Consider the following 23,783-nt stretch of genomic DNA (forward strand, 5'->3'; position numbering starts at 1 on the left):
ATTGGGTAAATGGCCAATTCTCGTACAAAAGCACGAATCCTATCCATTTTGATATTGCAAAAGGCAGACCTGCGTAGTATAATCACAATAATGAACTGTATGTGAACGGATCGAACACAGCGCCGCGTGACCTCTTTCATGCCGAATAGGGTTGATCACCCGCAGTCAAGTCCTGCGCGGTACGCAATCGCGTACGCTGAAATCCTTTTCGGTAAGGCCACCCGGCTGTTTTCATATTCGCGGGTTTTGATGCGAGGGGTTTGATCCAAATTTGAAATGGGGGTTCAGAATGATGAAAAAGCGTTTTTTGGCAATGGTTTTGGCGGCAGCCATGTTGATGACTGCAATGGTCGGTTGCGGCGGAGATAATGCGGCGCAGAACGATGGAAACACCGGCAACGGTGCAACAGGAGATACGATTAAGATCGGTGGTTTGGCACCTCTGACAGGCGATGTTTCTGTCTATGGTGTGGCAGTTGACAATGGAATTAAGTTGGCAGTTGAGGAGATCAATGCAGACGGCGGTGTGCTTGGTAAACAGATCGACTACATTGTATACGATGAAAAGGGCGATGCAACAGAGGCGGTCAATGCCTACAATAAGTTGGTACAGAGCGACAAGGTTGTGGCGGTGATCGGCGACGTTACTTCTAAGCCGACTTTGGCGGTTGCACAACAGGCTGCAAAGGATAAGATTCCGATGATTACAGCTACCGGTACAGCAGAAAATATCACCGAGACTGGCGATAACATTTTCCGCGCTTGTTTTATTGACCCGTTCCAGGGGGAATTGATGGCTTCTTATGCTTCCAAGAAGCTTGAAAAGAAGACTGCGGCAATCATTTATAACATTTCTGACGACTATTCTAAGGGCCTGTATGAGGCGTTTGAAGCAGCTTCGAAGGATCTCGGCATCGAAGTGGTTCAGGTTGAAGGCTATGGCAAGGGAACAGTCGACTTTAAGGCACAGTTGACCAATATCAAAAGCAAGAATCCGGATGTTATTTTCCTGCCGGTCTATTATCAGGATGTGGCATTGATTGCGGTTCAGGCCAAGGAGTTGGGGATTGAAGCTCAGTTCTTGGGTGCTGACGGCTGGGATGGTGTAACTGGCCAGGTGGACGCCAGCAATATGGATGCGGTGAATGGCGCATATTTCTGTAGCCAGTATTCGGCTCAGAGCGACGACCCGAATATGCAGGCCTTCTTGGAGAAGTACAAAGAAACTTATGGGATGGATGCAAGCCAGTTTTCGGTCTTGGGATATGATGCGATGAAGATGCTCGCTCAGGCGATCACTGAGGCAGGCTCTACGGATTCTGCAGCAGTTACAGAAGCATTGGCAGGAATCGATTTTACCGGTCTGACCGGCCATATGACCTTTGACGAAAACCGCAATCCGGTCAAGAGTGCGGCGATTACGCAGATCGAAAATGGCGAATACCAGTTTATCGAATTCTACGAGAAATAATTATTCGACGAGTTTATACAATTTGTAAAACAGAATGTCATGAAATGGGAAAGAGGGCGATTGCGGTCACCCTCTTTCCGGTTATTCCAAATAAACCAGAAATAAATTGAGGGAGGGGCAGCCATGGATATTTTGGCACAGGTGCTCAATGGTTTGGGTATCGGCAGCATTTATGCCCTAGTCGCACTAGGATACAGTATGGTATATGGCATTGTCCAGCTTATCAACTTTGCACACGGCGACATCATCATGGTGGGCGCATATGTTACATATGTCGGCCTGGTGATGGCAGGGGTACCGCTTTGGGCCGCGGTTTTAATTTCCATTTTATTCTGCGGGCTGGCTGGCGTGCTGATTGAAAAATTGGCATATAGCCGGTTGTTGAAGATGGGGGCCCCGCGAATTTCTCTGTTGATTACGGCGATTGGCGTCAGCATCTTCTTGCAGAATCTTTCGCAATTGCTGTTTTCTTCCAGTGCGAAGTCTATGCCAGCAATGTTCCCAAACACGATGTTGGAACTGGGAACCTTACAAATCAGCTCGAATACCCTACTGAATATCGGTACTTCTGTAGTGATGATGATTGCCCTGCAACTTTTGGTGAATAAGACCAAGATGGGCAAGGCGATGCGCGCGACCAGCGAAGATGCAGGCGCGGCAAAATTGATGGGAATTAACACGAATTCCACCATTGCAATTACGTTTGGGGTGGGGTCTGCGTTGGCAGCAGTAGGTGCTGTGCTTTACTGCAATACATTTCATCAGATTACACCGTATATGGGCGGCATGTTAGGCTTGAAGGCGTTTGTTGCCGCTGTTCTGGGGGGAATTGGCAGCATTCCGGGCGCGATGCTTGGCGGCTATATCCTCGGTGTTGCAGAGAGCTTGACAACGGCTGCGGGCGGCTCACAGATTACAGATGCCGTCGTATTCGGTATTTTGATTTTGGTCCTGCTGATTAAGCCGGCGGGCCTTCTCGGAAAAAATGTCCGAGAAAAAGTGTAAGGAGGCGGCATCATGAAACAGAAAAAATGGCTTTCCAATGTCATCATCTTGATCTTGGTGCTGGCGCTTTACGTGATACTGTCTGTGTTGATTCAAGCCAACATCATCAATCCGTATTACTCTGGTATTTTGACGATGGTGTGTATCAATGTCATTTTGGCCGTCAGCTTGAACCTTGCGACCGGTTTTTTGGGCCAGCTGGTTTTGGGACATGCAGGCTTTATGAGTGTGGGGGCGTATGCAGCCGCTCTGTTCACCATGTATTCTGGACTGCCGACGATGGCAAGCTTTCCATTGGCGCTGTTGATCGGCGGCATTGTGGCAGCGGCGTTTGGGGTCATCATTGGTGTGCCTGCGTTGCGCTTAAAGGGGGACTACCTGGCTATTTTGACTCTGGGTTTTGGTGAGATCATTCGTGTATTGATCCTAGCCACGCCATTTACAGGCGGCGCGGCGGGCTTGTCCGGGATTCCTCTTTTGACGACCTTTACTTATGTGTTCATCGTTGCAATTTTGACCGTGGCGGTTATTTTCGCATTTATTCATTCGCGCCATGGACGCGCTGTGATCGCTATCCGCGAGGATGAGATTGCAGCGGAAGCCGCGGGGATTCACACCACCTACTATAAGTTGCTCGCCTTTGTTTTGGCGGCGTTTTTTGCTGGAATTGCCGGTGGACTTTATGCGCATCATATCGGCGTTTTGGACCCCAGTAAGTTTGACTTTAACTATTCGGTGGAAATTCTGATTATGGTTGTTTTGGGCGGCATGGGGTCAATCACCGGTTCCGTGGTGGCTGCAATTGTTCTGACTTTGCTGCCGGAACTCCTGCGTGGGTTCTCTGAGTATCGAATGTTGATCTATTCCATTATTTTGATCTGCGTCATGTTGTTCAAGCCATCTGGCCTGCTGGGACAGCACGAATTTTCTTTAACCAAAATTTTGAATAAGTTCCGCGGGAAAAAGGCGGAATCAAAGAAGGAGGCGTAAGCGATGGCCGTATTGGAAGTAAAGAATCTGGGAATCGCCTTTGGTGGCCTTCGTGCGCTTCAGGATGTTCAGTTTACCATTGGGGAAAAGGAGATTATCGGCCTGATCGGTCCCAATGGCGCGGGAAAAACAACGGTGTTCAATCTGTTGACAGATGTTTATGTGCCCACAGAGGGAACCATTACGCTGGAAAATCAAAATATTGTTGGTAAGAAAACGTACCAGATCACCCAAGGCGGTATTTCTCGTACATTCCAAAACATTCGGTTGTTTAAGGACATTTCGGTCATCGATAATGTCAAGATTGCGATGAATTTCCAGATGAAATACTCTGTCTTATCGGGAATCTTCCGCACGCCGGGATACCGCCGGGAAGAGCAGCAGATCGATCAGAGGGCACATGAGCTGTTGCAGGTATTCCACTTGGACGAAAAAGCAGAGGATTTGGCAAAAAATCTGCCCTATGGACAGCAGCGAAAATTGGAGATTGCCCGTGCGTTGGCAACCAACCCGAAGATTTTGCTACTCGACGAACCCGCTGCGGGGATGAATCCAACAGAGACCAAGGAGCTCATGGAGACCATCCGCCTGATTCGCGACCGCTTTGAGATCGCAATATTGTTGATCGAACATGACATGAACTTCGTGATGGGCATCTGCGAGCGCATCTATGTGCTGGATTATGGCAAGGTGATTGCAGAGGGAAATGCAGAGGAAATCCGGAATAACCCGCGCGTCATTACGGCCTATCTGGGAGGGGAATAAACATGGCTATGCTTTCTGTGAAGGATTTGCAGGTTTACTATGGTTCGATTCACGCGATCAAGGGCATTTCGTTTGAAGTGAACGAGGGGGAGATTGTCACATTGATCGGTGCAAATGGCGCCGGAAAGACAACAACGCTACACGCCATCTGCGGCTTGGTAAAAGCGAAGTCGGGAGAGATCACCTTCTGCGATCATAACCTGCGCACCACAGACCCACATAAAATTATTCGCCTTGGACTGGCACAGGTACCGGAGGGCCGCCGGATTTTTGCGAAGATGACGGTTCAAGAGAATCTGGAGATGGGGGCATATATTCGCAACGACAAAAGTGGGATTGATGCGGACTATGAATCGGTATTCCAGCGCCTGCCGCGTTTAAAGGAGCGCCGTAAGCAGCTTGCGGGTACGTTATCCGGAGGAGAGCAGCAGATGTTGGCAATCGGCCGCGCTTTGATGGCAAAGCCGAAGATGTTGCTGCTGGACGAACCTTCGATGGGACTATCCCCCCTTCTGGTAAATGAGATTTTTGAAATCATTCAGGATGTCAACCGCTCGGGTGTAACGGTATTGTTGGTGGAACAAAATGCAAAAAAAGCGCTGGCAATTGCGAACCGAGCCTATGTACTGGAAACCGGCAACATCTCCATGTCCGGGGATGCAGATACACTCAGCCGCGACGAAAAGGTGCGTAAGGCATATTTGGGTGGCTGAGAATTTCCTTGATAAAAATAACCCTGTGGTACGATCCACAGGGTTATTTTTTATTTGATAGCGTTCCTGTTTTTAATGGTCCGTTTTTTTAGAACAGGAAAAGCGGAACGTTGGAAACAAGCTACCTGCTGTTGCTGTACAAGCGTATCGCTTTGCTGTAACGAATCTTTGAGAATTATAGGATTTGTCAAATCATAACGAAATGAATGCAAAAAAGAGTCTGGCGAAGAATACTTTCTGGTCGTAGAAAATAGGGGATTGTATGCGATACCTCTTTCCTTTACCTTCCTACTGCGGCCTCTTTACCAAGACAATACGCCATTATCAGAAGATAAAAGTAGTTTTTTTCTTAGGGCATTCATTTACCCGCATGGAGCGCCCAATTTTTGGGATACTATCCAGATGGGAGGGTGATACGATGCGAAGAATCGAAGAATTCCGAAGTGCAAGGGCCGCTGTATTTATCGGCGCAATCTTGACCGTGCTGGCTGCTGCCGCTATCTTTTTTCTCATGCATATGGGGGATCAAAAAGAACTCTCTGCCCAGGAACGGCAGGCGCTGGCCCAAAATGTATATTTTCCAACCCCATCGGAAAAGCAACAGATCGGCGAGACCGAATCCATATTGAACAACGACCCGGACCACGCAGTGAGCATCCACTATCCGGTGTTTGGTATTCAAACGATCGACTTACAACTTTTGTCCATAGTGGAAGAAATACAAAAAGAACATCGTGAGCAACTGGGACAGGAGAGACAAGCTGCATCAAACGATGTACAGTCCGATTTGCTGGTAGATTATCAGTCCTATCTGGTCGGAGATCGGACTGCTTCTGTGGTACTCACAGTTCAACAGCGTTTTGCTACATGGGACGGACCACGGGCTCGCTCAACCGCGTTGGTTTTCGACCTGGTAGAAGGCGATTTATTGGAAATGGAAGATATTTTTCAGGGCAATTATTTGGAACGCCTCTCCGAAGAAGTACGCTCATATTTTGAAGCATCCACCTCCTACTCCGACGGGACGGACAAAGATTCATTTTTAGCGGGGACAACACCGGACGCCGCTAATTTTAGCAATTTTGCTTTGACGACCGATGCCGTTCAAATCTACTTTGAGGAAGGCACGCTGTTTTCCGATCGAACCGGAGTGCCGGTAGCGGAAATTCCTTATGATCGGTTGACTGGTGTTTTGCGAATCCGTACAGATGGGCCTCTGCTCTCGGTTGATGCCGCCCCAGCAGTGGAGCTTACGGCGCCGGCTCCAATGGCCATCGACAAAGACCGCCCGATGATTGCGCTGACGTTTGATGATGGGCCGCATCCAATCGTAACGCCTCGCATTCTCGACTTATTAAAACAGTATCAGGCCCGAGCAACCTTTTTTGTATTGGGAAATCGGGTGGATAGCTATGCTGACGTATTGCAAAGGGAATATACGGAGGGGCACGAGATCGGAAATCATTCCTACAACCATCCATCCCTATCAAAGCTTCGCCCGGAGGAAATCGCTTATCAGGTGCAGGAAACAGATGAACGCATAGCGCACTTGATTCCGACCTCTCCCGTTCTGTTGCGGCCTCCCTACGGCTCTGTCAACGATACGGTCAAAGCATCCATCCAAAAACCATTTGTCCTCTGGTCCATTGATACCCAGGATTGGAAAAATCGCAGCCGAGATGCCATTGTAAAAGAGGTTTTGGACCATGTGCAAGACGGGGATATCATTCTGATGCATGACCTGTATGCTACCACAGCGGATGCGTGCGAAATCATTCTGCCGGCATTGGCTAAACAGGGTTATCAATTTGTTACCGTTTCGGAATTGCTGGCGGAGAGAGAAATTATCCCAGCGGCAGGTCATGTTTATGCGCGAGCAGCTGCGTAAAATCGGAAGAAATTGTAAACTTTTTGCAGGGCGGTTGACAGCAATACGGATTGACGGTATACTAAACCTACAAGAAAACCCAAATCTGTTGTTCATCCATCAAGAGGGAGTAGTTTCATAGACATGCCGTCAACATACCCGATTTGAAAAAAATCTGGCGGTGTGTGCCGTTTTTCGGTTAACAAGACTTTTGGATGGCTGTCCTGTACATCTGTGCGGGCGGCTGGCCGGAAGTCTTTTTTTGTTATATACGGCCGGCAACAGGAAGAACTGTATGGAAGGAGAAAAATATCATGGCAAACACGTTTTTTAACCGCTCTGTGGATGAGGTCCTAAAACAACAAGAGAGTTCGCTAGGAGGACTGTCGCACGCACAGGCTGCCGATCGGTTGGAAAGATTCGGTCCCAATGCTTTGGTGGAGGGAAAAAAGAAAGGAATTGTTCAAGTTTTTCTGGAACAATTTAAAGATCTGCTGGTGGTCATTTTGATTTTGGCAGCGGTGATCTCCATGCTTTCCGGGCAGGGAGAGAGCACGATCGTAATTTTTGCAGTCTTGATTTTGAATGCGATTCTTGGCACAGTACAGTATTTTAAGGCAGAAAAATCCTTAGAAAGTCTCAAAGCAATGTCTTCGCCAGCGGCAAAAGTTTTGCGCGACGGCGCGAAGGTGGAGGTTCCCTCTAAGGAGATTGTACCGGGAGACATTGTATTTTTAGAAGCAGGGGACCTGGTGGTTGCAGATGGGCGTGTGTTGGAGAATTTTTCTTTGAAAGTGAATGAAAGTTCCCTGACCGGTGAGTCCGAAGGAGTGGAAAAATCAGCAGACATCATTCCAGGGGAAAAGGTAGCTTTGGGAGACCAAAAGAATATGGTCTTTTCCGGCTCATTGGTGACCTATGGACGTGCAACCGTGGTGGTAACGGGAACGGGTATGCACACAGAGATCGGGAAAATTGCCTCTCTGATGAATCAGACGCAACAGCGGAAAACACCCTTGCAGCAAAGCCTGGACGATTTCAGCAAAAAGCTGGCGGTTATTATCCTGGCGATTTGTGTGGTGGTGTTTGGCCTGTCCCTCTATCGGGAGATGCCCATCCTTGATTCGTTGATGTTTGCGGTGGCACTGGCAGTAGCAGCTATTCCAGAGGCACTCAGTTCGATCGTAACCATTGTCTTGGCGATGGGAACCCAAAAGATGGCTAAGGAAAATGCGATTATTAAGGACCTGAAAGCAGTGGAAAGCCTCGGCTCGGTGTCTGTAATTTGTTCGGATAAGACTGGTACGCTGACCCAAAACAAAATGTGTGTTCAAAAAATCTATGCCGATGGACAACTTCTGGATGGGAAAGACCTACAATTGCCAAACGATCCACAGCGTTTCCTGTTAAAGATTGCCCTTTTAGCGAGCGATGCAACCTCTGTAGATGGTGCGGACATCGGAGATCCAACGGAGGTGGCGCTGGTTCAGTTGGGGGAACTCTTTGGTATAGAAGAAGTCTCCTATCGAGAACAACATCCGCGCCTGGGAGAGATCGCTTTTGATTCAGACCGGAAATTGATGAGTACGCTTCATGACATCGACGGGACACCGACCTTGTTGACCAAAGGAGCCATCGACGTATTGTTGAGCCGTGCTACAAAGATTTTTACAAGCAATGGGGTCCTGCCGTTGGATCAGGGCGGCAAACAGGAGATTCTTCGTGTGAATCAGGAACTCTCCGAGCAGGGCCTGCGTGTGCTGGCTTTTGGCTATCGTCCATTGGAGGCGGTACGTCCGATCTCCCTGGACGATGAAACAGATATGACGTTTGTGGGGCTCATCTCGATGATCGATCCACCCCGTGTGGAGTCGGTACAGGCGGTTGCAGACGCAAAGCGGGCCGGAATTCGAACCGTCATGATCACCGGCGACCATAAAGTCACCGCAACAGCCATTGCCCGTAAGATCGGAATTTTTTCTGATGGCGACATGGCGCTGGAAGGCGTGGAGCTGGACGCAATGAAAGAGGAGGAGTTAGACCAAAAACTTCCGAAGATTGCGGTCTATGCGCGCGTTTCACCTGAAAATAAAATCCGCATTGTAGACGCCTGGCAGCGCAAGGGGCGGATTGTATCCATGACGGGGGATGGCGTAAATGATGCGCCAGCTTTAAAGAAGGCGGACATTGGCGTTGCGATGGGGATTACAGGAACCGAAGTCAGCAAAGACGCGGCTTCCATGATTTTGGAGGACGACAATTTTGCAACCATTGTCAAAGCGGTGTTGAATGGACGCAATGTGTATGAAAACATCAAAAATGCGATACAATTTTTGCTTTCTGGGAATATGGCAGCTATTTTGTCCGTTCTATTTGCATCCATTGTGGGATTGCCGATGCCGTTTGCACCAGTACACCTGCTGTTCATCAATCTACTGACCGATAGTTTACCAGCCATTGCCATTGGGATGGAACCCGCCCGCAAGGATCTTCTGGACCGCAGCCCCCGTGACCCAAAGGAACCTATTTTAAACCGCTCGCTTCTGGGAAAAATATTTGGACAGGGTCTTTTGATCGGTATTGCAACGATGACGGCCTTTTACCTTGGCTACGGTTCCACGCGGAATGCGGCTCTGGCGACCACGATGGCCTTTGCGACCTTGACCCTTGCCCGTTTGTTCCACGGTTTCAATTGCCGGGGACAAAAATCGATTTTCCGGTTGGGATTGGGCAGCAACCCATATTCTCTTTTGGCGTTCGCCGCGGGGGTTGTCTTATTGGCCGCTGTGCTTCTATTGCCATTCCTGGAGACATTGTTCCAAGTGGCTCCACTGACATTGACCAATGTGGGAATGATTGTATTGCTCGCCATACTGCCGACCGTATGCATCCAACTTTTTAAAGGAATCCGCGATAGAATGAACCGGAATTGAACTCCCGCAAAATGTCAAAAAATTTCACGTGACGACGACTTGCCAATTCCTCTCGCTTGAACTATAGTAATTTTAAAGGATCTTACAAGCGAGAGGGGTGGAGCATATGGGCGCATTTCTACGCCGTCATGCGGGTGTCATTCAATCAGCCTTGTACGTGATAATCTTGTTGTTACTGATCGTGTTTTTTTGCGCGCCAGTCTATGAGGTTGCCTGTATTTTTACCGGGTTAGTAGTTTGTTGCTTTCGCGCTTGGCTCTCCTTTTATTCCTGCCGGGAGGAAGCGCGGGAAGAAGGGCGGACTTTTCTCGGCTGGAGAGAGCCGGTATTTTTGGACGTCCTGGAGAGTGCTTGTTTTGTATTTGTGATGCTATTATCCTCTTTGGGACGGCAATTTCCAGAATATGGATTGTTTTTATGTGTTCTGGGGATTGGCGCCTGGGGTATTACCGTTGTTCTGTCCTGGCTGGGGGCAAAAAGCCGCTGTCGGATAGAAGGAAAACCATTCATTTGGTATTATACGGCGGGTATATGGGCGTCGTTGTTTGGTCTCGCCGTGACCGGCGTGATGTTGGCCGTCTCAATCGTTTGAGCGCGGCGTATAGGCAGCGGCTCTTAGAGCATATTGAAGATTGCTTTTGCGATGGGGTGGAAGGCCACCCGGTCCGTTTTACACAGAAGGACGCCCTGAATTGCGGCATGTTTAGCCGGATGCAGGGCGTCCGATGTTTCTTTTATGGAGTTTTTCAATAACCAGACCCTTGCCCTTTTTGCTGGCTCTTTTTATTTACAAGGGCGCCAGTGTGGTATTGGGGTAATACCAGGCTAAAATTTCCTGATAGTCCGAACCTTGCTGTGCCATGAATTGGGCGCCCGTTTGGCTCATCCCTACGCCGTGGCCATATCCCAGGACTGTAAAGGTGAAGATCCCATCCGCATAGGCAATGGTGAAGTCGGAAGAACGCAGTCCAAAGGCGCTTCGTATGTCGTCGCCGTCCACCTCCTGCCCACCGATGGTTACATATTTTACCGTACCGGAATTCGTCCGGTCGTATGTACCAACCCAGGAGGAAGGGTCGCTGGAAAAGTCTGCGTTGGGCGCCTTTTCCCGGACGGCATTCTGGAATTCTTCGGCGCTAAACGATGCCGTGGTCTGATAACCGCTGGCAAACAGATCTCCAGGGCTGGCCACCGGGACGAGGTAGTCCAATTTTCCTCCCCAGACGTCCTCTGAGCTCTCTGTCTTGCCGGAAGAAATAGCAAAATAGGTCGCGTCGATCAGTTCTCCATTGCTTTGTAGCGTTTGACCCGCTATGCTGTTGATGACCTCCGTGAGTTTCTCGTAATAGGCCTGATAGGAGTCGCCCCATCGTTCCTGCATCTGTTCTTTGCTGACATAAACTTTCCAATTCTGTGGATCTGCGGAAAAATCGCTGTCTGCGCCTTTTTCATGTGCCTGTGCCCGCTGCCGGCTGTAGTAGGTATAGGCGGCCACTGCCTGCGCCTTTAATGCCTCCGGTTCTGCATTTGGGGACATCTCCGTGACAATTGCACCATAGAGAAAGTCCCTGTCCCCGACCGTTAAAATCTGATTGGTGGATTCATCCCGAATGCGGAATGAGGCCTTCTCAAAATCTGCTGATGGGCCGGAATCGGTTACCCTTGGAGAATCCAACAGTGAGTCGGGCAGATTCGCTCCAACGGCCAGGAAGGGAATGCATAGCATGGCGAGAAATAACAGCAAGCATAAAATCGTAGTACCTTTCATCTTTACACCTCCGCAAACAAAGCCCCTTGTCCGCATTTATACGGCTATCCCATTTTTACATGGCAAGCGTTTCAATTATGCATGAGGATGGTGCATTTCGGGAAAATCTTTGCTATTTCGCCTATAAAATGAAATAATTGCTAATTTTTCATGCAGAGTTTTCTACAATGTCTCTATTCCAATGATTGACTTTGGCATAGCAATCTTATAAAATAAAATCGTTGCGTAAAGGGGAACGGGCGAAATAAGTCGATTTTGCCCGATGAAATAAGAGAACGGAGTGAATCGCATAATGAAAGAGATACAGCAGGATGAAAAGAAAATGGAATTTCGAGCGCTCTGTCAGGAATTTCGAGCGAACAATCAAATTCCACCGGAAAAGTTTGATTTATATCAGGTAAAACGTGGATTGCGAAATCCGGATGGAACCGGTGTTATGGCTGGTTTGACGTTGATTTGTAATGTGCATGGTTATTTGATCGACGACGCGGAGCGGATTCCGGATAAGGGAATCCTGACCTACCGTGGAATGAACGTAGAGGACATTGTGGAGGGGTGCCGCAAGGAGAATCGCTTTGGATTCGAAGAGGTCGTGTGGCTTTTGCTGTTTGGCAAACAACCGACCCGCTCGCAACTTGAAGGATTCAGCAAACTGATTAACAGCTGCCGGGAGTTGCCGGAATATTTTGCAGAGGACATGATTATCAAGGCGCCCTCCCGCAATATTATGAATAAGTTGGGACGTTCGGTCTTGGCGCTGTATTCCTACGATGAGAATCCGGATGATCCCTCTTTAGAAAACAATATGCGGCAGGCGATTCAGCTGATCGCCCGCCTTCCCACCATTATGACATATGCCTATCAGGTAAAGCGCCGCCATTTTGACCGGCAGAGCATGTTTTTCCATCCGCTTGACCCGAACCATTCCACGGCAGAGGCGATTCTCAATGCAATCCGCCCGGATCGTGTGTTCACGGACGAAGAAGCCAAGCTTCTGGATTTGTGCATGATTCTACATGCAGAACACGGCGGCGGCAACAACTCCACCTTTACCACACGTGTGCTTTCCTCGACGGGGACGGATATTTATTCCGCTATTTCCGCGGCGATTGGCTCTTTGAAGGGACCGCGACACGGCGGAGCAAACCACCGCGTTATGACGATGATGGATGATTTGATGGAGCATGTGGAAAACTGGGAGAGCGACGACGAGGTGGAGAGTTACCTGGAAAAGATTGTCCGAAAAGAGGCAGGGGACCGCTCTGGTTTGATCTATGGAATGGGCCATGCGGTGTATACACTTTCCGATCCACGTGCAGTTATTCTCAAGGAAAATGCGCGGAAGATGGCGGAAGAGCATGGACTGCTTCGCAAGTTCGAGCTGTTTGAGCGTGTTGAAAAGCTCTCCCCGGATGTATTCGCAAAGGTAAAGAACGATCAAAAAGTCATCTCGGCGAATGTGGATTTCTATTCAGGATTGGTATACGAAATGTTGGGAATCCCGAGCGACTTATATACGCCGATGTTTGCAGTCTCCCGTATTGCAGGTTGGTGTGCCCATCGGATCGAAGAGATGGAGACCTGTGGGCGGATCATGCGTCCCGCATATCGCTCTTTGACACACGAAAAAACATATATCCCAATCGACCAGCGCGATTGAGGCCTATTTTAGCTGCCAAACAGTAGAATCCTCTGTTTGGCGGCTTTTTTGCCTTTTGCAACATTTTATTCTATTTTATAAATTGGAAAATTAAGGGTGTTTTTATTGTGTAAAATAGAATACAGCGTCGGTTGATTCTATGTAAAAAGGGGAATCTCATATGTCTATGAAACATGCCTGGATTGTTTTCCTTGTCGCTTTGGTTGTGGCGCTTCCAGTGCGCCTTTATCAGCTATTGGTATTGATGGAGGAGGACACTGGCTTTTTGAATGGTGGCGCGATGTCAACAACTCTGCTTGTGATTGTACTTTTGGTTGCACTTGCCGCTATTATGGTAATTTGTATGGGGAGTAAGCGGATGCCTGTTGGCTATGCGCCTTTGCGGAGTATTCCCACAGCCGTTTTAGCAGGATTGACAGGCGCTCTGCTTCTGTTTGAATCCATTGGCAATATTTTTACGTATAGCGCGCTCTTATCACAGGTTCCGGCAAACGGCGAGAGCACGACCCCGGCTGGGGTGATCGGTCTGGCGATGGCAATCGTGGGTATTTTGGCAGCTTTGGCGATTTTTCTTGCCGCCTATGGCTTTGCAACAGGGAGCAATCCCATGGGGATGCATCCATTGATTGCGCTTTTACCCGCTGTTTGGGGTTGCATCTGTCTGGTTCTACTATTCATTTCGTATACCGCGGTGGTCAATGTTTCTGAAAATGTTTACGATATGTTCTCGGTTGTCCTTCTTCTGTTGTTTCTGTTTGCGCAGGCAAAATTGTTTGCCGGCGTTGACAGCGTGAAGAGCGGACGTATGATGGTTGCCACCGGACTGCCCGCCGCACTGATGGCGTTGTTGACCTCTGTTCCAACTTTATTGATGGCGGCAATGGGGAGAACGGTTCCGGGACTATTCCCTGCGGGGTTGCATTTGGTCAATTTAAGCATGGCGTGTTATATTTTATCCTTTTTATTTGCGGCTCGCCAATTGCCAAATAACGTTCAAGGGATGGTTCGCACGGTAAAGGGACAGAATTGAAGTGTTTTCCAGAAAAATATTTAAAAAATGTAAGTTAAATTTATGACAAACTCTTGTATTATCGTTTCGAATGCTATAAAATAATAGCAGGATAGACCACTATAAAATTCAGGAGGTACAAGTTCTATGTCTATTAAAGTTGGCATTAATGGCTTTGGCCGCATTGGCCGCTTGGTTTTCCGTGCCGCTGTTGCGCAGCCGGAGACCTTTGAGATCGTTGGCATCAACGATCCGTTCATCGACCTCGACTATATGGTTTACATGGTGAAATACGACACCATGCATGGTCATTTCGATGGCACCGTAAAGGCTGAGAACGGCAAGCTCGTTGTCAATGGCAAGGAGATCAGCGTTTTTGCTGAGAAGGATCCGTCTCAGATTCCGTGGGGCACTGTTGAGGCTGAGTACGTCGTGGAGTCCACCGGCGTGTTCTGCACCACCGAGAAGGCTTCCGCTCATATTCAGGCTGGCGCTAAGAAGGTTGTTATCTCCGCTCCTGCAAAGGATAAGGAAACCCCGACTTTTGTCTGCGGCGTGAACCTCGACACCTACACCAAGGACATGAAGGTTGTTTCCAACGCTTCCTGCACAACGAACTGCTTGGCTCCTCTGACCAAGGTTATCAACGACAAGTTCGGCATTGTAGAGGGCCTCATGACGACGGTTCACTCCACCACCGCTACCCAGAAGACCGTTGACGGCCCGTCCATGAAGGACTGGCGCGGTGGCCGTGCTGCTGCTGGCAACATCATTCCGTCTTCTACGGGTGCTGCAAAGGCTTGCGCACTGGTTATTCCGTCCGTTAAGGGCAAGTTGACCGGTATGTCCATGCGTGTTCCGACCCTGGATGTTTCCGTTGTTGACCTCACTGTAAGCCTGGCTACCAAGACCACTTACGAAGAGATCTGCAAGGCAATCAAGGAAGCTTCCGAGGGTGAGCTGAAGGGTATCCTCGGCTATACCGATGAAGCGGTTGTTTCTTCCGACTTCCTGGGCGATCCGCATACTTCCATCTTTGACGAGAAGGCTGGCATCATGCTGAACGACCATTTCGTCAAGCTGGTATCCTGGTATGATAACGAGTGGGGTTACAGCAACAAGGTGCTCGACCTCATCAAGCATATGTACAAGGTTGACCACGAATAATTTGGTCTGCGGTTAAAACCGAAAACAAGCGTTAAATCCCCGCTCCTTTGTTTTACAAAGGAGCGGGGATTTTGTATTTTATTTAAGGCTGATATATAGTTCTATCAAGAGCAATGGTGCGAAAGTAAACGGTTGGCAGAACAATTTTGGCGGTTCATGCGGTGAAAAGGGATACATTTTGTTACGCCTTGGAAATCGTACAGGATAAAAGTTTGTGTTTGGGATTCTCCTATCGAAACGTTGCTGATCGGATAAATTATAAAAAGGTGCGAATTAGAGCGTTGTTTTAAGAAAATGAAGAGGGCGGCCGCAGGCTGTCCCTAAAAAGTTTCTTATCTCACCGCTCTTCTTTTTCAAAGTTTTCTGTTTTATATTTGTTAGAGCATTGTAATGCAAGCATGAGTGGGGAGAAGAAGCAAAATCTGACAAGCACCGTATGGTATACTGATTTTTGGAAATTAGAGCGTTACAGAGAAAAACTTGGGCGTTTTATAACAAAGTGACCAAAAAATTTTATATATATCCGTAGAATATCTAATCAAACGACTAAAAACACTTGCTATTTTGTCAGTTTGTGATATGATAATCCTAAAGAAAATGTTACCAGGGGGGAGCGGTTCAAATGCCAGATGTGAAAAAAACGGAAGAAAGTAATTTTCCGCTATATTTATTCCATGAGGGAACAAATGTAAAGGCCTACGAATACATGGGGCTGCATAAGGTTACCGTAAACGGAAAAGAGGGAATGGCTTGTCGGGTGTGGGCGCCCAATGCACAGGCGGTGTCGCTCGTCGGTCCGTTCAACGATTGGGACGATCAGAAAAACCCAATGAAGAAAATCAGCGACGGCGTTTGGGAATGTTATCTGTCGTTTGTCCTCCCTATGTATGAAATTTATAAATTCAGCATCACAGGTAAAGATGGAAAAAAAGTCATGAAAAGCGACCCATATGCCTTTCACTTTGAGGCTGGAATTGGACACGCTTCCCGTTATTATGACATTGAGGGGTATCAGTGGAACGACCAGGCGTGGTATCAATACAAAAAAGAAAAGCCGCATTACAACCAACCGGTCAACATCTATGAGGTGCATTTGGGCTCTTGGCGCCGGTATGCGGATGGCAATGTGTTTTCCTATGATAAACTTGCAGATGAGCTAATTCCTTATATAAAGGATATGGGCTACACCCATGTGGAACTCATGCCCATCACAGAGTATCCATTTGACGGGTCTTGGGGTTATCAGGTGATGGGGTATTTTGCACCGACATCCCGCTATGGAGAGCCAAAGGATTTCATGAACTTTGTGGAAAAGTTCCACCAGGCGGGAATTGGCGTCATTATGGACTGGGTCCCCGCGCATTTTCCAAAGGATGAGGCGGGATTAGCGCGTTTTGATGGGACGCCCTGCTACGAGTACGCCGATTGGCGCAAGGGCGAGCATAAGGACTGGGGCACGTTGGTGTTCGACTATGGCCGCAATGAGGTGGTCAGTTTCCTGATTTCCAGCGCGGTGTTTTGGCTGGAAAAATACCACATTGATGGTATTCGTGTGGATGCCGTGGCTTCCATGCTTTACCTCGACTACAGCCGAAAAGAGGGAGAATGGGTACCCAATAAGAACGGCGGCAAAGAAAACCTGGAAGCGGTCGCTTTTCTACAAAAGTTGAACGAATCCATCTTTGAGCTGTTCCCCGAGGTTATGATGATCGCGGAGGAATCCACCTCCTGGCCTATGGTGAGCAAGCCCACGTTCTGCGGCGGGTTGGGATTCAACTATAAATGGAATATGGGTTGGATGAACGACATGCTCCATTATATCTCCCTCGACCCAATTTATCGTAAATTTAACCATGACAATATTACATTTTCGTTCTTTTATGCATTTTCCGAGAACTTCGTACTTCCCATTTCCCACGATGAAGTGGTGCATGGAAAGTGTTCTCTGTTTAATAAAATGCCCGGCGACCGTGACCAGAAATTTGCGAGCGTTCGCACCTTCCTTTCATACATGATGGCGCATCCTGGGAAAAAATTGAATTTTATGGGGACAGAGTTTGCCCAAGAGATCGAATGGAATTATGAAAAGGAGCTCGACTGGTGTTTGCTCAGCGATGAACGGCATGCACAAATGGAGCGTTTCTCCAAAGATTTAAACCATTTCTATTTGGAGCATGCGCCTTTGTGGGAGGTTGATTTTTCTTGGGAGGGTTTCTCCTGGATCTCCAACGACGATTACACCCAAAGCGTCATCGCCTTCCGGCGTTTTGACAAGCAGGGTGAGGAACTGATCGTGGTGTGCAACTTCCTGCCGGTTCTGCGGGAAAATTACTGCATAGGGGTGCCTTATTTGGGCGTTTATGAGGAAATCTTCTCATCGGATGCGGTGATTTATGGCGGCAGCGGCCTCTCGAACGGGACGGAGATCAAAACGTTGGATGACGAGCCGATGCATGGGATGGAACAGAGTATCAGTCTGAATCTGGCGCCTCTGTCCGTTGTTTTCCTTCGCTGCAAGCAGAAGAAGGTCCGCCGTACAAAGAAGGCCCCGGCTAAAACAAAACCAAAGGCGGCATCGGCAGGAAGGGCTAAAAAGGCGGCTACCGCCAAGACCTCTTCCGAGACAGGCGCGAAAACAACACGCCCTCGCAAGAAGAAGGCCGAACCAAAAGCGTAATCCACCTTTTTGGTGGACGTTCATAAACCGAAATCCCTTTACACTGAAATATGAAGCCAAGGAGGAATCATTATGATGCCAAAACAAGAAGTAGTCGCTATGCTCCTTGCAGGCGGCCAGGGCAGCCGGTTGGGCGTGCTCACAAAGAACCTGGCAAAACCGGCGGTGCCATACGGCGGTAAATACCGAATCATCGATTTTCCACTTTCAAACTGTGTCAATTCCGGTATTGAAAGTGTAGGTGTACTTACACAGTATCAGCCTCTTCTGCTGAATGAGTACATTGGCAGCGGTCAGCCTTGGGACCTGGACAGTATGAATGCTGGCGTACGTGTCCTGCCCCCGTATCAGCGCAGCCGCAAGTCCGATTGGTATAAAGGCACGGCAAACGCAATCTATCAGAATATCAATTTTATCGAACGGTATAATCCCGATTATGTGGTCGTTTTGTCCGGAGACCATATCTATAAGATGGACTATTCCAAAATGGTGGCGTTTCACAAAGAAAATGACGCTGCATGTACCATTGCAGTGATTGAAGTCCCAATGGAGGAGGCATCTCGTTTCGGTATCTTGAATACCAATGAAGATGGATCGATTTATCAATTTGATGAGAAGCCAAAGGTACCAAAGAGCAATAAGGCCTCGATGGGAATCTATGTATTTACGTGGAGTAAATTGCGCAAGTACCTAGAGGAGGATGAGGCCAATCCAAAGTCTTCAAATGACTTTGGAAAAGATGTTCTTCCGGCCATGTTGAACGCTGGGGAGCGCATGTTTGCCTATCCGTTCCAGGGATATTGGAAGGATGTCGGAACCATCGAGAGTTTGTGGGAATCCAATATGGACCTGCTCAATCCGAATGTGGATCTGGACTTGAGCGAAGAAAGTTGGAAGATCTATTCACGCAACCCAGTCATGCCGCCGCATTACGTAGCAAAGGACGCCAAGGTACAAAATTCCTTGGTAGCAGAGGGATGTAATGTGTATGGTGAGATCGACTTTGCAGTTTTGTTTGCAGGCGTTTACATTGCGCCAGGCGCACAGGTAAAGGATTCAATCATTATGCCAGGTGCGCGTATTGAGGAAAACGCCATTGTCCAATATGCGATTGTTGCGGAAAATGCGGTGATTGGCAAAGGCAGCGTTGTAGGCGCACGGCCGGAGGACATTGAGAATAAGGACGAATGGGGTGTTGCGGTCGTTGGAAGCGGCTGCGTCCTTGCTCCGGGCACAACCGTACCCCCCAAGGCGATGATTGATGCGGAAACACTTGCAGAGGAGGGGTCAAAATGATGCGCGGAAATAACATACTGGGAATTTTGTTTGCAAATGTCCACGAAGAAAAAATTCGGGAATTGACGGAAAAACGCACCATGGGTTCGGTGCCCTTTGGCGGCCGTTATCGTCTGATCGATTTCCCGCTATCCAATTTGGTGAATTCCGGAATCAATAAGGTCGGTGTGGTTACAAAGGGCAACTACCAATCATTGATGGATCATCTCGGCTCAGGGAAAGCGTGGGACCTGTCTCGCAAGAGCTCCGGCCTGTTTATGCTTCCGCCGTTTGGCCACGAATCCCTGGTCAACAACAGCCGGATTGAATCGCTGGAATCCATCATGCGGTTCCTCACGAATTCCCAGGAAGAATATGTAGTTCTGAGCGATTGCGATGTGATCTGTAACATTGACTATCGCGACGTGATGGTTACTCATATGAAAAATCAAGCGGACATCACCGTGGTTTACCGCTATGGAAAGTTGCCAAAGATGATCAGCAATCCATCGGTTTATACCATTGACCCAGATGGCCGTGTGCGGGACATGGTAATCAATCCACGGCAGAGTGGTGAGTGCAACTTCGGCATGAGTATGCTCTTGATGCGCCGTGATCTGCTGATCCAGATGGTCACCGAGTGTGTGAGCCGCAATCTCTATAATTTTAAGAGAGATTTCCTGCAAAGAAATATTGAGAAATATCGCATTTATACCTATGAGTTTACGGGATTCGCGCAAAATATTTGCTCAATGAACTCCTACTTCGAGGCCAATATGGCCCTGATGCTGCCAAAGGTACGCAGCCAGCTATTTGATTCAAATCGTCCGATTTTCACCAAGGTGCGCGACAACATGCCTGCACGCTACGGCTTAGGGGCGAATGTCAGCAATTCCCTTGTGGCGGATGGGTGCGTCATCGAAGGATCGGTCGAGAATTGCGTGCTGTTCCGCGGCGTGAAAGTCGACAAGGGCAGCAAGCTGGAAAACTGCGTTATTATGCAGGACAGTGAGATTGGGCCGAATTGCAAGCTCAACTATGTCGTGATCGATAAAGATGTTGTAATTAAAAATGATCGTTCCCTCATGGGGTTCCAGTCTTATCCGGTCTTTATCAGCAAGGGTAGCGTGGTTTGATAGGACTGCTTAGATGCAACATGAAAAGCGAAGGAGGAGATCGAAAACCATGAAAGTATTATATTGTACCAGCGAGGCGCGGCCGTTTGCCGCGACAGGCGGCCTAGCGGATGTGGCGGGTTCTCTGCCACAAGCGCTCCGCGAACGGCTGATCGGGTGCCGGGTAGTGATGCCGCTCTACGAAGAGGTTCCGCAGGAGTTACGGGATGGTATGCGTTTTGTCACCAGTTTGTCGGTGCCGGTTGCTTGGCGCCGTCAGTACTGTGGCGTATTCGAAGCGCGTTCCGGCGGTGTGATCTATTACTTAATTGACAACCAGTATTATTTCAAGCGCAAGGGATTGTATGGCCATTATGACGACGCAGAACGTTTTGCGTTCCTGTCCCGTGCCGCATTGGAAATGCTGCCTTACATCGATTTTAAACCGGATATCATTCACTGCAACGATTGGCAAACCGCTCTAGTGCCGATCTATTATAGCATCTTCTATGCCAACAACGAGTGGTACCGTGGAATCAAGACCATTATCACGATCCATAATATCCAGTATCAGGGGAAGTATGGCAAGGAGCTGGTAGAAGATGTACTGGGCATTCCGAAGTCAGAAAACCATCTGTTGGAGTATGATGATTGCGTCAATCTGATGAAGGGGGCAATTGAAACGGCCCACCGCGTAACGACGGTCAGCCCGACCTATGCCCAGGAGATTCTCGATCCGTGGTATTCCCATGAGTTGGACGGTATCTTGCGGGAACGTTCTTGGAAGCTCAGTGGTATCCTGAACGGGATTGATACAGTCAGTTATGATCCGGCGACGGATAAGGACATCTATGCCAATTATACAGCGGACGATTTTGCCAACAAAGCGGAGAATAAACGCGCGTTGCAGGAGCGCCTGTGCTTGTCACAGGACCCGGATGTTCCGCTGATTGGCATGGTTACCCGCATGGTGGCCCATAAGGGCCTTGATCTTGTCAAGGAAGCGCTGGACCAGTTGATGTGGGAGACAAACGCACAGTTTGTGATTCTTGGCTCTGGTGATTTTGAATATGAGAATTTCTTCCGTGATATGCAAAATAAGTATCCGGGCCGCCTATGTGCGTGCTTCGGTTTTGTCCCGGAGCTGTCCCGCAAGATCTATGCGGGCGCAGATATTTTCCTGATGCCCAGTAAGAGCGAACCCTGTGGCTTGGCACAGATGATTTCTCTGCGCTATGGCACAATCCCGGTGGTGCGTGAGACCGGCGGTCTGAAGGATTCCATCCAGGATAGCGGCGACGGCTATGGAAATGGCTTTACGTTCCGTACATATAACAGCGGCGATATGCTGCATGCGCTGCATCGTTCGATCGACGGTTATTACAACCGTGATGGCTGGAAGATCTTGGTTGAACGCGCCATGCGTTGTGACAATAGTTGGGGCAAGTCGGCGAATGAATACATTCGTTTGTATCGTGAACTTGTCAAAGAATAGGATTTGTGATAGAGTGTGTTTGAAAATGCACTCTGGCATAAGGAACAACCTGCCAGGATTTGGCAGGTTGTTCTGTTTTTGGGAGCTTGAGGGGGAACGAAGGATGAGAATAAAAAATATTGCAGTTTTTCTGGCGACGGTTTTGTTGCTGTTAGGGGTTGCGTGCACAGCTGTTCCAGCGGGGGAAACCGGACCGTCTTCGGCCTCCACCGCCCCGGCAAAATCGGAGACGGATGTATCGAGTGAGGAAAGTGCGGTCGTGGAAAGCCGTCCAGAAGGAAATCCCTCTTCAGAGACACCTTTTGAGGCGTTTTCAGATTCTTCTTCGGGACAAGCAATGCTTCCCAGCGCTCCGGAAATGGCCCAGGGACTTTTTTCGCAGGGGTATCCGCAGGCACAGGTAGAATTGGAGAAAATGACCCTTGAGGAGAAAGTGGCGCAGGTATTCCTGTTCCGCTGTCCTTCGGAGGGGGCGCTTTCCACAGTACAGACATATCAGCCAGGCGGATTTATGCTCTTCGCAAAGGATTTCGACGGAAAGACGGCGGATCAGGTTCGTATGGAGCTGGAGTCGTATCAGAACGCCAGCAAAATTCCCCTGTTTTTGGCGGTGGATGAGGAAGGGGGAACCGTTGTACGAGTCAGCCGGAATCCCAACCTAGCACCAAATAGGTTTGAATCGCCGCAACAGGTATTTGAACAAGGGGGAATGCAGGTGATTGTAGAGGATACGGTTCAAAAGACCCAACTGCTTCAGTCCTTAGGGGTGAATGTGAATTTGGCACCTGTAGCAGACGTCTCCATCGATCCGGGGGATTTCATGTATGCGAGGACCTTTGGACAGGATGCGCCGGGCACAGCGGAGTATGTAAAGACCTCTGTGAAAACTTACAACCAGCAGCGAATGGCCTGTGCGTTAAAGCACTTTCCCGGCTATGGGAATAATGTGGATACCCACACCGGCATGGCGCAGGATCATCGTCCCCTTGAGACGTTTACAGATTCCGATTTTTTACCGTTTGAGGCAGGAATTGCAGAGGGCGTGCCCATGATCTTGGTATCGCATAATATTGTGGCCTGTATGGACCCGGACCGGCCGGCTTCCCTCTCACCGGAAGTGCATCGAATTCTTCGGGAGGATCTTGGATTTACGGGGCTGATATTGACCGATGACCTGGCAATGGAGGCGATTCCTGACTACACAGGTGGAGAAAACCCCTGCGCAGCGGCGCTCAATGCGGGCAACGATCTGCTGCTTTCCTCCAACGTACAGGAAGACTATAATGCCCTGCTGAAAGCGGTCCAAAATGGGACTGTCACCGAGGAACGTCTGAATGAGGCAGTGCTTCGGATTTTAGCGATGAAATATTGTACACAATATCAATGGGAAAGGGTGGTAGGATAAATGAATCCGAATGGAATGTACGAAAAAATTCTCCTGACAATGCGGGAAGGACGTTTCCCCGTGGCGCGTTTTGAGCTACATAACGATGCGGAAAAAGAGTTGGTGATGACGGCGTTGGACAATATATATATGATTGCTCCAGAGGATGAAATGGACCTTGTGAAAGCACGCGGAGATGTCCTTCGCAATTTGGAGGAACAAGGGCTCATTTCGATTGATTTTGATTCGCCTGTCTGGGTAGCCGGGGATCATCAAATCTACTACAAAAGTAAAATCTATGAATTGCTTTGCCACACGGCGCTGGAGGCATCGCGCGCAATAGAGGGATGTCTATTCAATTTGCCAGTGTTGCGAAAGGGCTATGCAGAGCTTACTCCGAGGGGCCGGAAGGAGTCGCGCCGTCTGTTGGCTTGCCGCCGGATGAATCACGTTCGCTAAACAAAAAGAGAAAGTCCAAAGAGGTGGACG

General features: G+C 48.8%; 18 protein-coding genes. 17 read left to right on the plus strand and 1 reads right to left on the minus strand.

From position 1 onward, the window contains the following. Positions 1-289 precede the first annotated feature (289 nt). The 8 genes from B9Y59_RS02595 (at position 290) to B9Y59_RS02630 (ending at position 10,336) form a co-directional block, all read left to right on the plus strand. The gene (locus tag B9Y59_RS02595; RefSeq protein ID WP_242967193.1) at positions 290-1,471 is read left to right on the plus strand and encodes an ABC transporter substrate-binding protein; all 1,182 of its coding nucleotides are present in this window, start codon (positions 290-292) and stop codon (positions 1,469-1,471) included. Positions 1,472-1,594: 123 nt separating this feature from the next. Beyond that, on the plus strand, positions 1,595-2,476 hold the full coding sequence (locus tag B9Y59_RS02600) for a branched-chain amino acid ABC transporter permease (RefSeq protein ID WP_085531621.1): 882 nt from the start codon (positions 1,595-1,597) through the stop codon (positions 2,474-2,476). A 12-nt stretch (positions 2,477-2,488) separates the two neighbouring features. Beyond that, the gene (locus B9Y59_RS02605; protein ID WP_054323540.1) at positions 2,489-3,466 is read left to right on the plus strand and encodes a branched-chain amino acid ABC transporter permease; all 978 of its coding nucleotides are present in this window, start codon (positions 2,489-2,491) and stop codon (positions 3,464-3,466) included. Positions 3,467-3,469: 3 nt separating this feature from the next. Further along, a complete protein-coding gene (locus tag B9Y59_RS02610) occupies positions 3,470-4,231 on the plus strand; it encodes an ABC transporter ATP-binding protein (protein WP_054323541.1) in 762 nt (253 codons plus the stop codon). 2 nt (positions 4,232-4,233) lie between these two features. Further along, the gene (locus B9Y59_RS02615) at positions 4,234-4,944 is read left to right on the plus strand and encodes an ABC transporter ATP-binding protein (protein ID WP_198945585.1); all 711 of its coding nucleotides are present in this window, start codon (positions 4,234-4,236) and stop codon (positions 4,942-4,944) included. 418 nt (positions 4,945-5,362) lie between these two features. Then, entirely contained in the window at positions 5,363-6,832 is a 1,470-nt protein-coding gene (locus B9Y59_RS02620; RefSeq protein WP_158088925.1) for a polysaccharide deacetylase family protein, read from the plus strand. Between the two features lie 293 nt (positions 6,833-7,125). Then, a complete protein-coding gene (locus tag B9Y59_RS02625) occupies positions 7,126-9,744 on the plus strand; it encodes a cation-translocating P-type ATPase (RefSeq protein ID WP_085534460.1) in 2,619 nt (872 codons plus the stop codon). Positions 9,745-9,850: 106 nt separating this feature from the next. Further along, a complete protein-coding gene (locus tag B9Y59_RS02630) occupies positions 9,851-10,336 on the plus strand; it encodes a hypothetical protein (RefSeq protein ID WP_085531624.1) in 486 nt (161 codons plus the stop codon). 195 nt (positions 10,337-10,531) lie between these two features. Here the strand turns inward: B9Y59_RS02630 and spoIID are convergent, their stop codons facing one another. After that, the gene (gene spoIID, locus B9Y59_RS02635) at positions 10,532-11,512 is read right to left on the minus strand and encodes a stage II sporulation protein D (protein WP_054323544.1); all 981 of its coding nucleotides are present in this window, start codon (positions 11,510-11,512) and stop codon (positions 10,532-10,534) included. Positions 11,513-11,804: 292 nt separating this feature from the next. Here spoIID and B9Y59_RS02640 point away from each other — a divergent pair, with 292 nt between their 5' ends. The 9 genes from B9Y59_RS02640 to B9Y59_RS02680 all read left to right on the plus strand — a co-directional run bounded on the left by B9Y59_RS02640 (position 11,805) and on the right by B9Y59_RS02680 (position 23,753). Then, complete coding sequence (locus B9Y59_RS02640) at positions 11,805-13,172, plus strand: citrate/2-methylcitrate synthase (protein ID WP_054323545.1); 1,368 nt, start codon at positions 11,805-11,807, stop codon at positions 13,170-13,172. 160 nt (positions 13,173-13,332) lie between these two features. Then, positions 13,333-14,202 carry a hypothetical protein gene (locus B9Y59_RS02645; protein WP_085531626.1) on the plus strand — a complete coding sequence of 290 codons (870 nt, stop codon included), beginning with the start codon at positions 13,333-13,335 and terminating at the stop codon, positions 14,200-14,202. Positions 14,203-14,328: 126 nt separating this feature from the next. Continuing rightward, positions 14,329-15,348: a type I glyceraldehyde-3-phosphate dehydrogenase gene (gap, locus tag B9Y59_RS02650; RefSeq protein WP_054323548.1), complete on the plus strand. Its 1,020-nt coding sequence runs from the start codon at positions 14,329-14,331 to the stop codon at positions 15,346-15,348. 622 nt (positions 15,349-15,970) lie between these two features. Then, positions 15,971-18,025, plus strand: coding sequence for a 1,4-alpha-glucan branching protein GlgB (gene glgB, locus B9Y59_RS02655; RefSeq protein WP_085531628.1), 2,055 nt, complete (start codon positions 15,971-15,973; stop codon positions 18,023-18,025). A 72-nt stretch (positions 18,026-18,097) separates the two neighbouring features. Further along, on the plus strand, positions 18,098-19,321 hold the full coding sequence (locus B9Y59_RS02660) for a glucose-1-phosphate adenylyltransferase (RefSeq protein WP_054323550.1): 1,224 nt from the start codon (positions 18,098-18,100) through the stop codon (positions 19,319-19,321). Next, positions 19,321-20,436, plus strand: a complete 1,116-nt coding sequence (glgD, locus tag B9Y59_RS02665) for a glucose-1-phosphate adenylyltransferase subunit GlgD (RefSeq protein ID WP_054323590.1) — start codon at positions 19,321-19,323, stop codon at positions 20,434-20,436. Before B9Y59_RS02660 ends, glgD begins: the two co-directional genes overlap by 1 nt. A gap of 49 nt (positions 20,437-20,485) precedes the next feature. Then, positions 20,486-21,910, plus strand: a complete 1,425-nt coding sequence (gene glgA / locus B9Y59_RS02670) for a glycogen synthase GlgA (RefSeq protein WP_054323551.1) — start codon at positions 20,486-20,488, stop codon at positions 21,908-21,910. Positions 21,911-22,013: 103 nt separating this feature from the next. Continuing rightward, on the plus strand, positions 22,014-23,315 hold the full coding sequence (locus tag B9Y59_RS02675; RefSeq protein WP_242967198.1) for a glycoside hydrolase family 3 protein: 1,302 nt from the start codon (positions 22,014-22,016) through the stop codon (positions 23,313-23,315). Next, entirely contained in the window at positions 23,316-23,753 is a 438-nt protein-coding gene (locus B9Y59_RS02680; RefSeq protein WP_085531630.1) for a hypothetical protein, read from the plus strand. Positions 23,754-23,783 lie beyond the last annotated feature (30 nt).

The sequence above is a fragment of the Anaeromassilibacillus sp. Marseille-P3371 genome (assembly GCF_900169665.1).
Classification (GTDB): Bacteria; Bacillota; Clostridia; order Oscillospirales; family Acutalibacteraceae; genus Anaeromassilibacillus.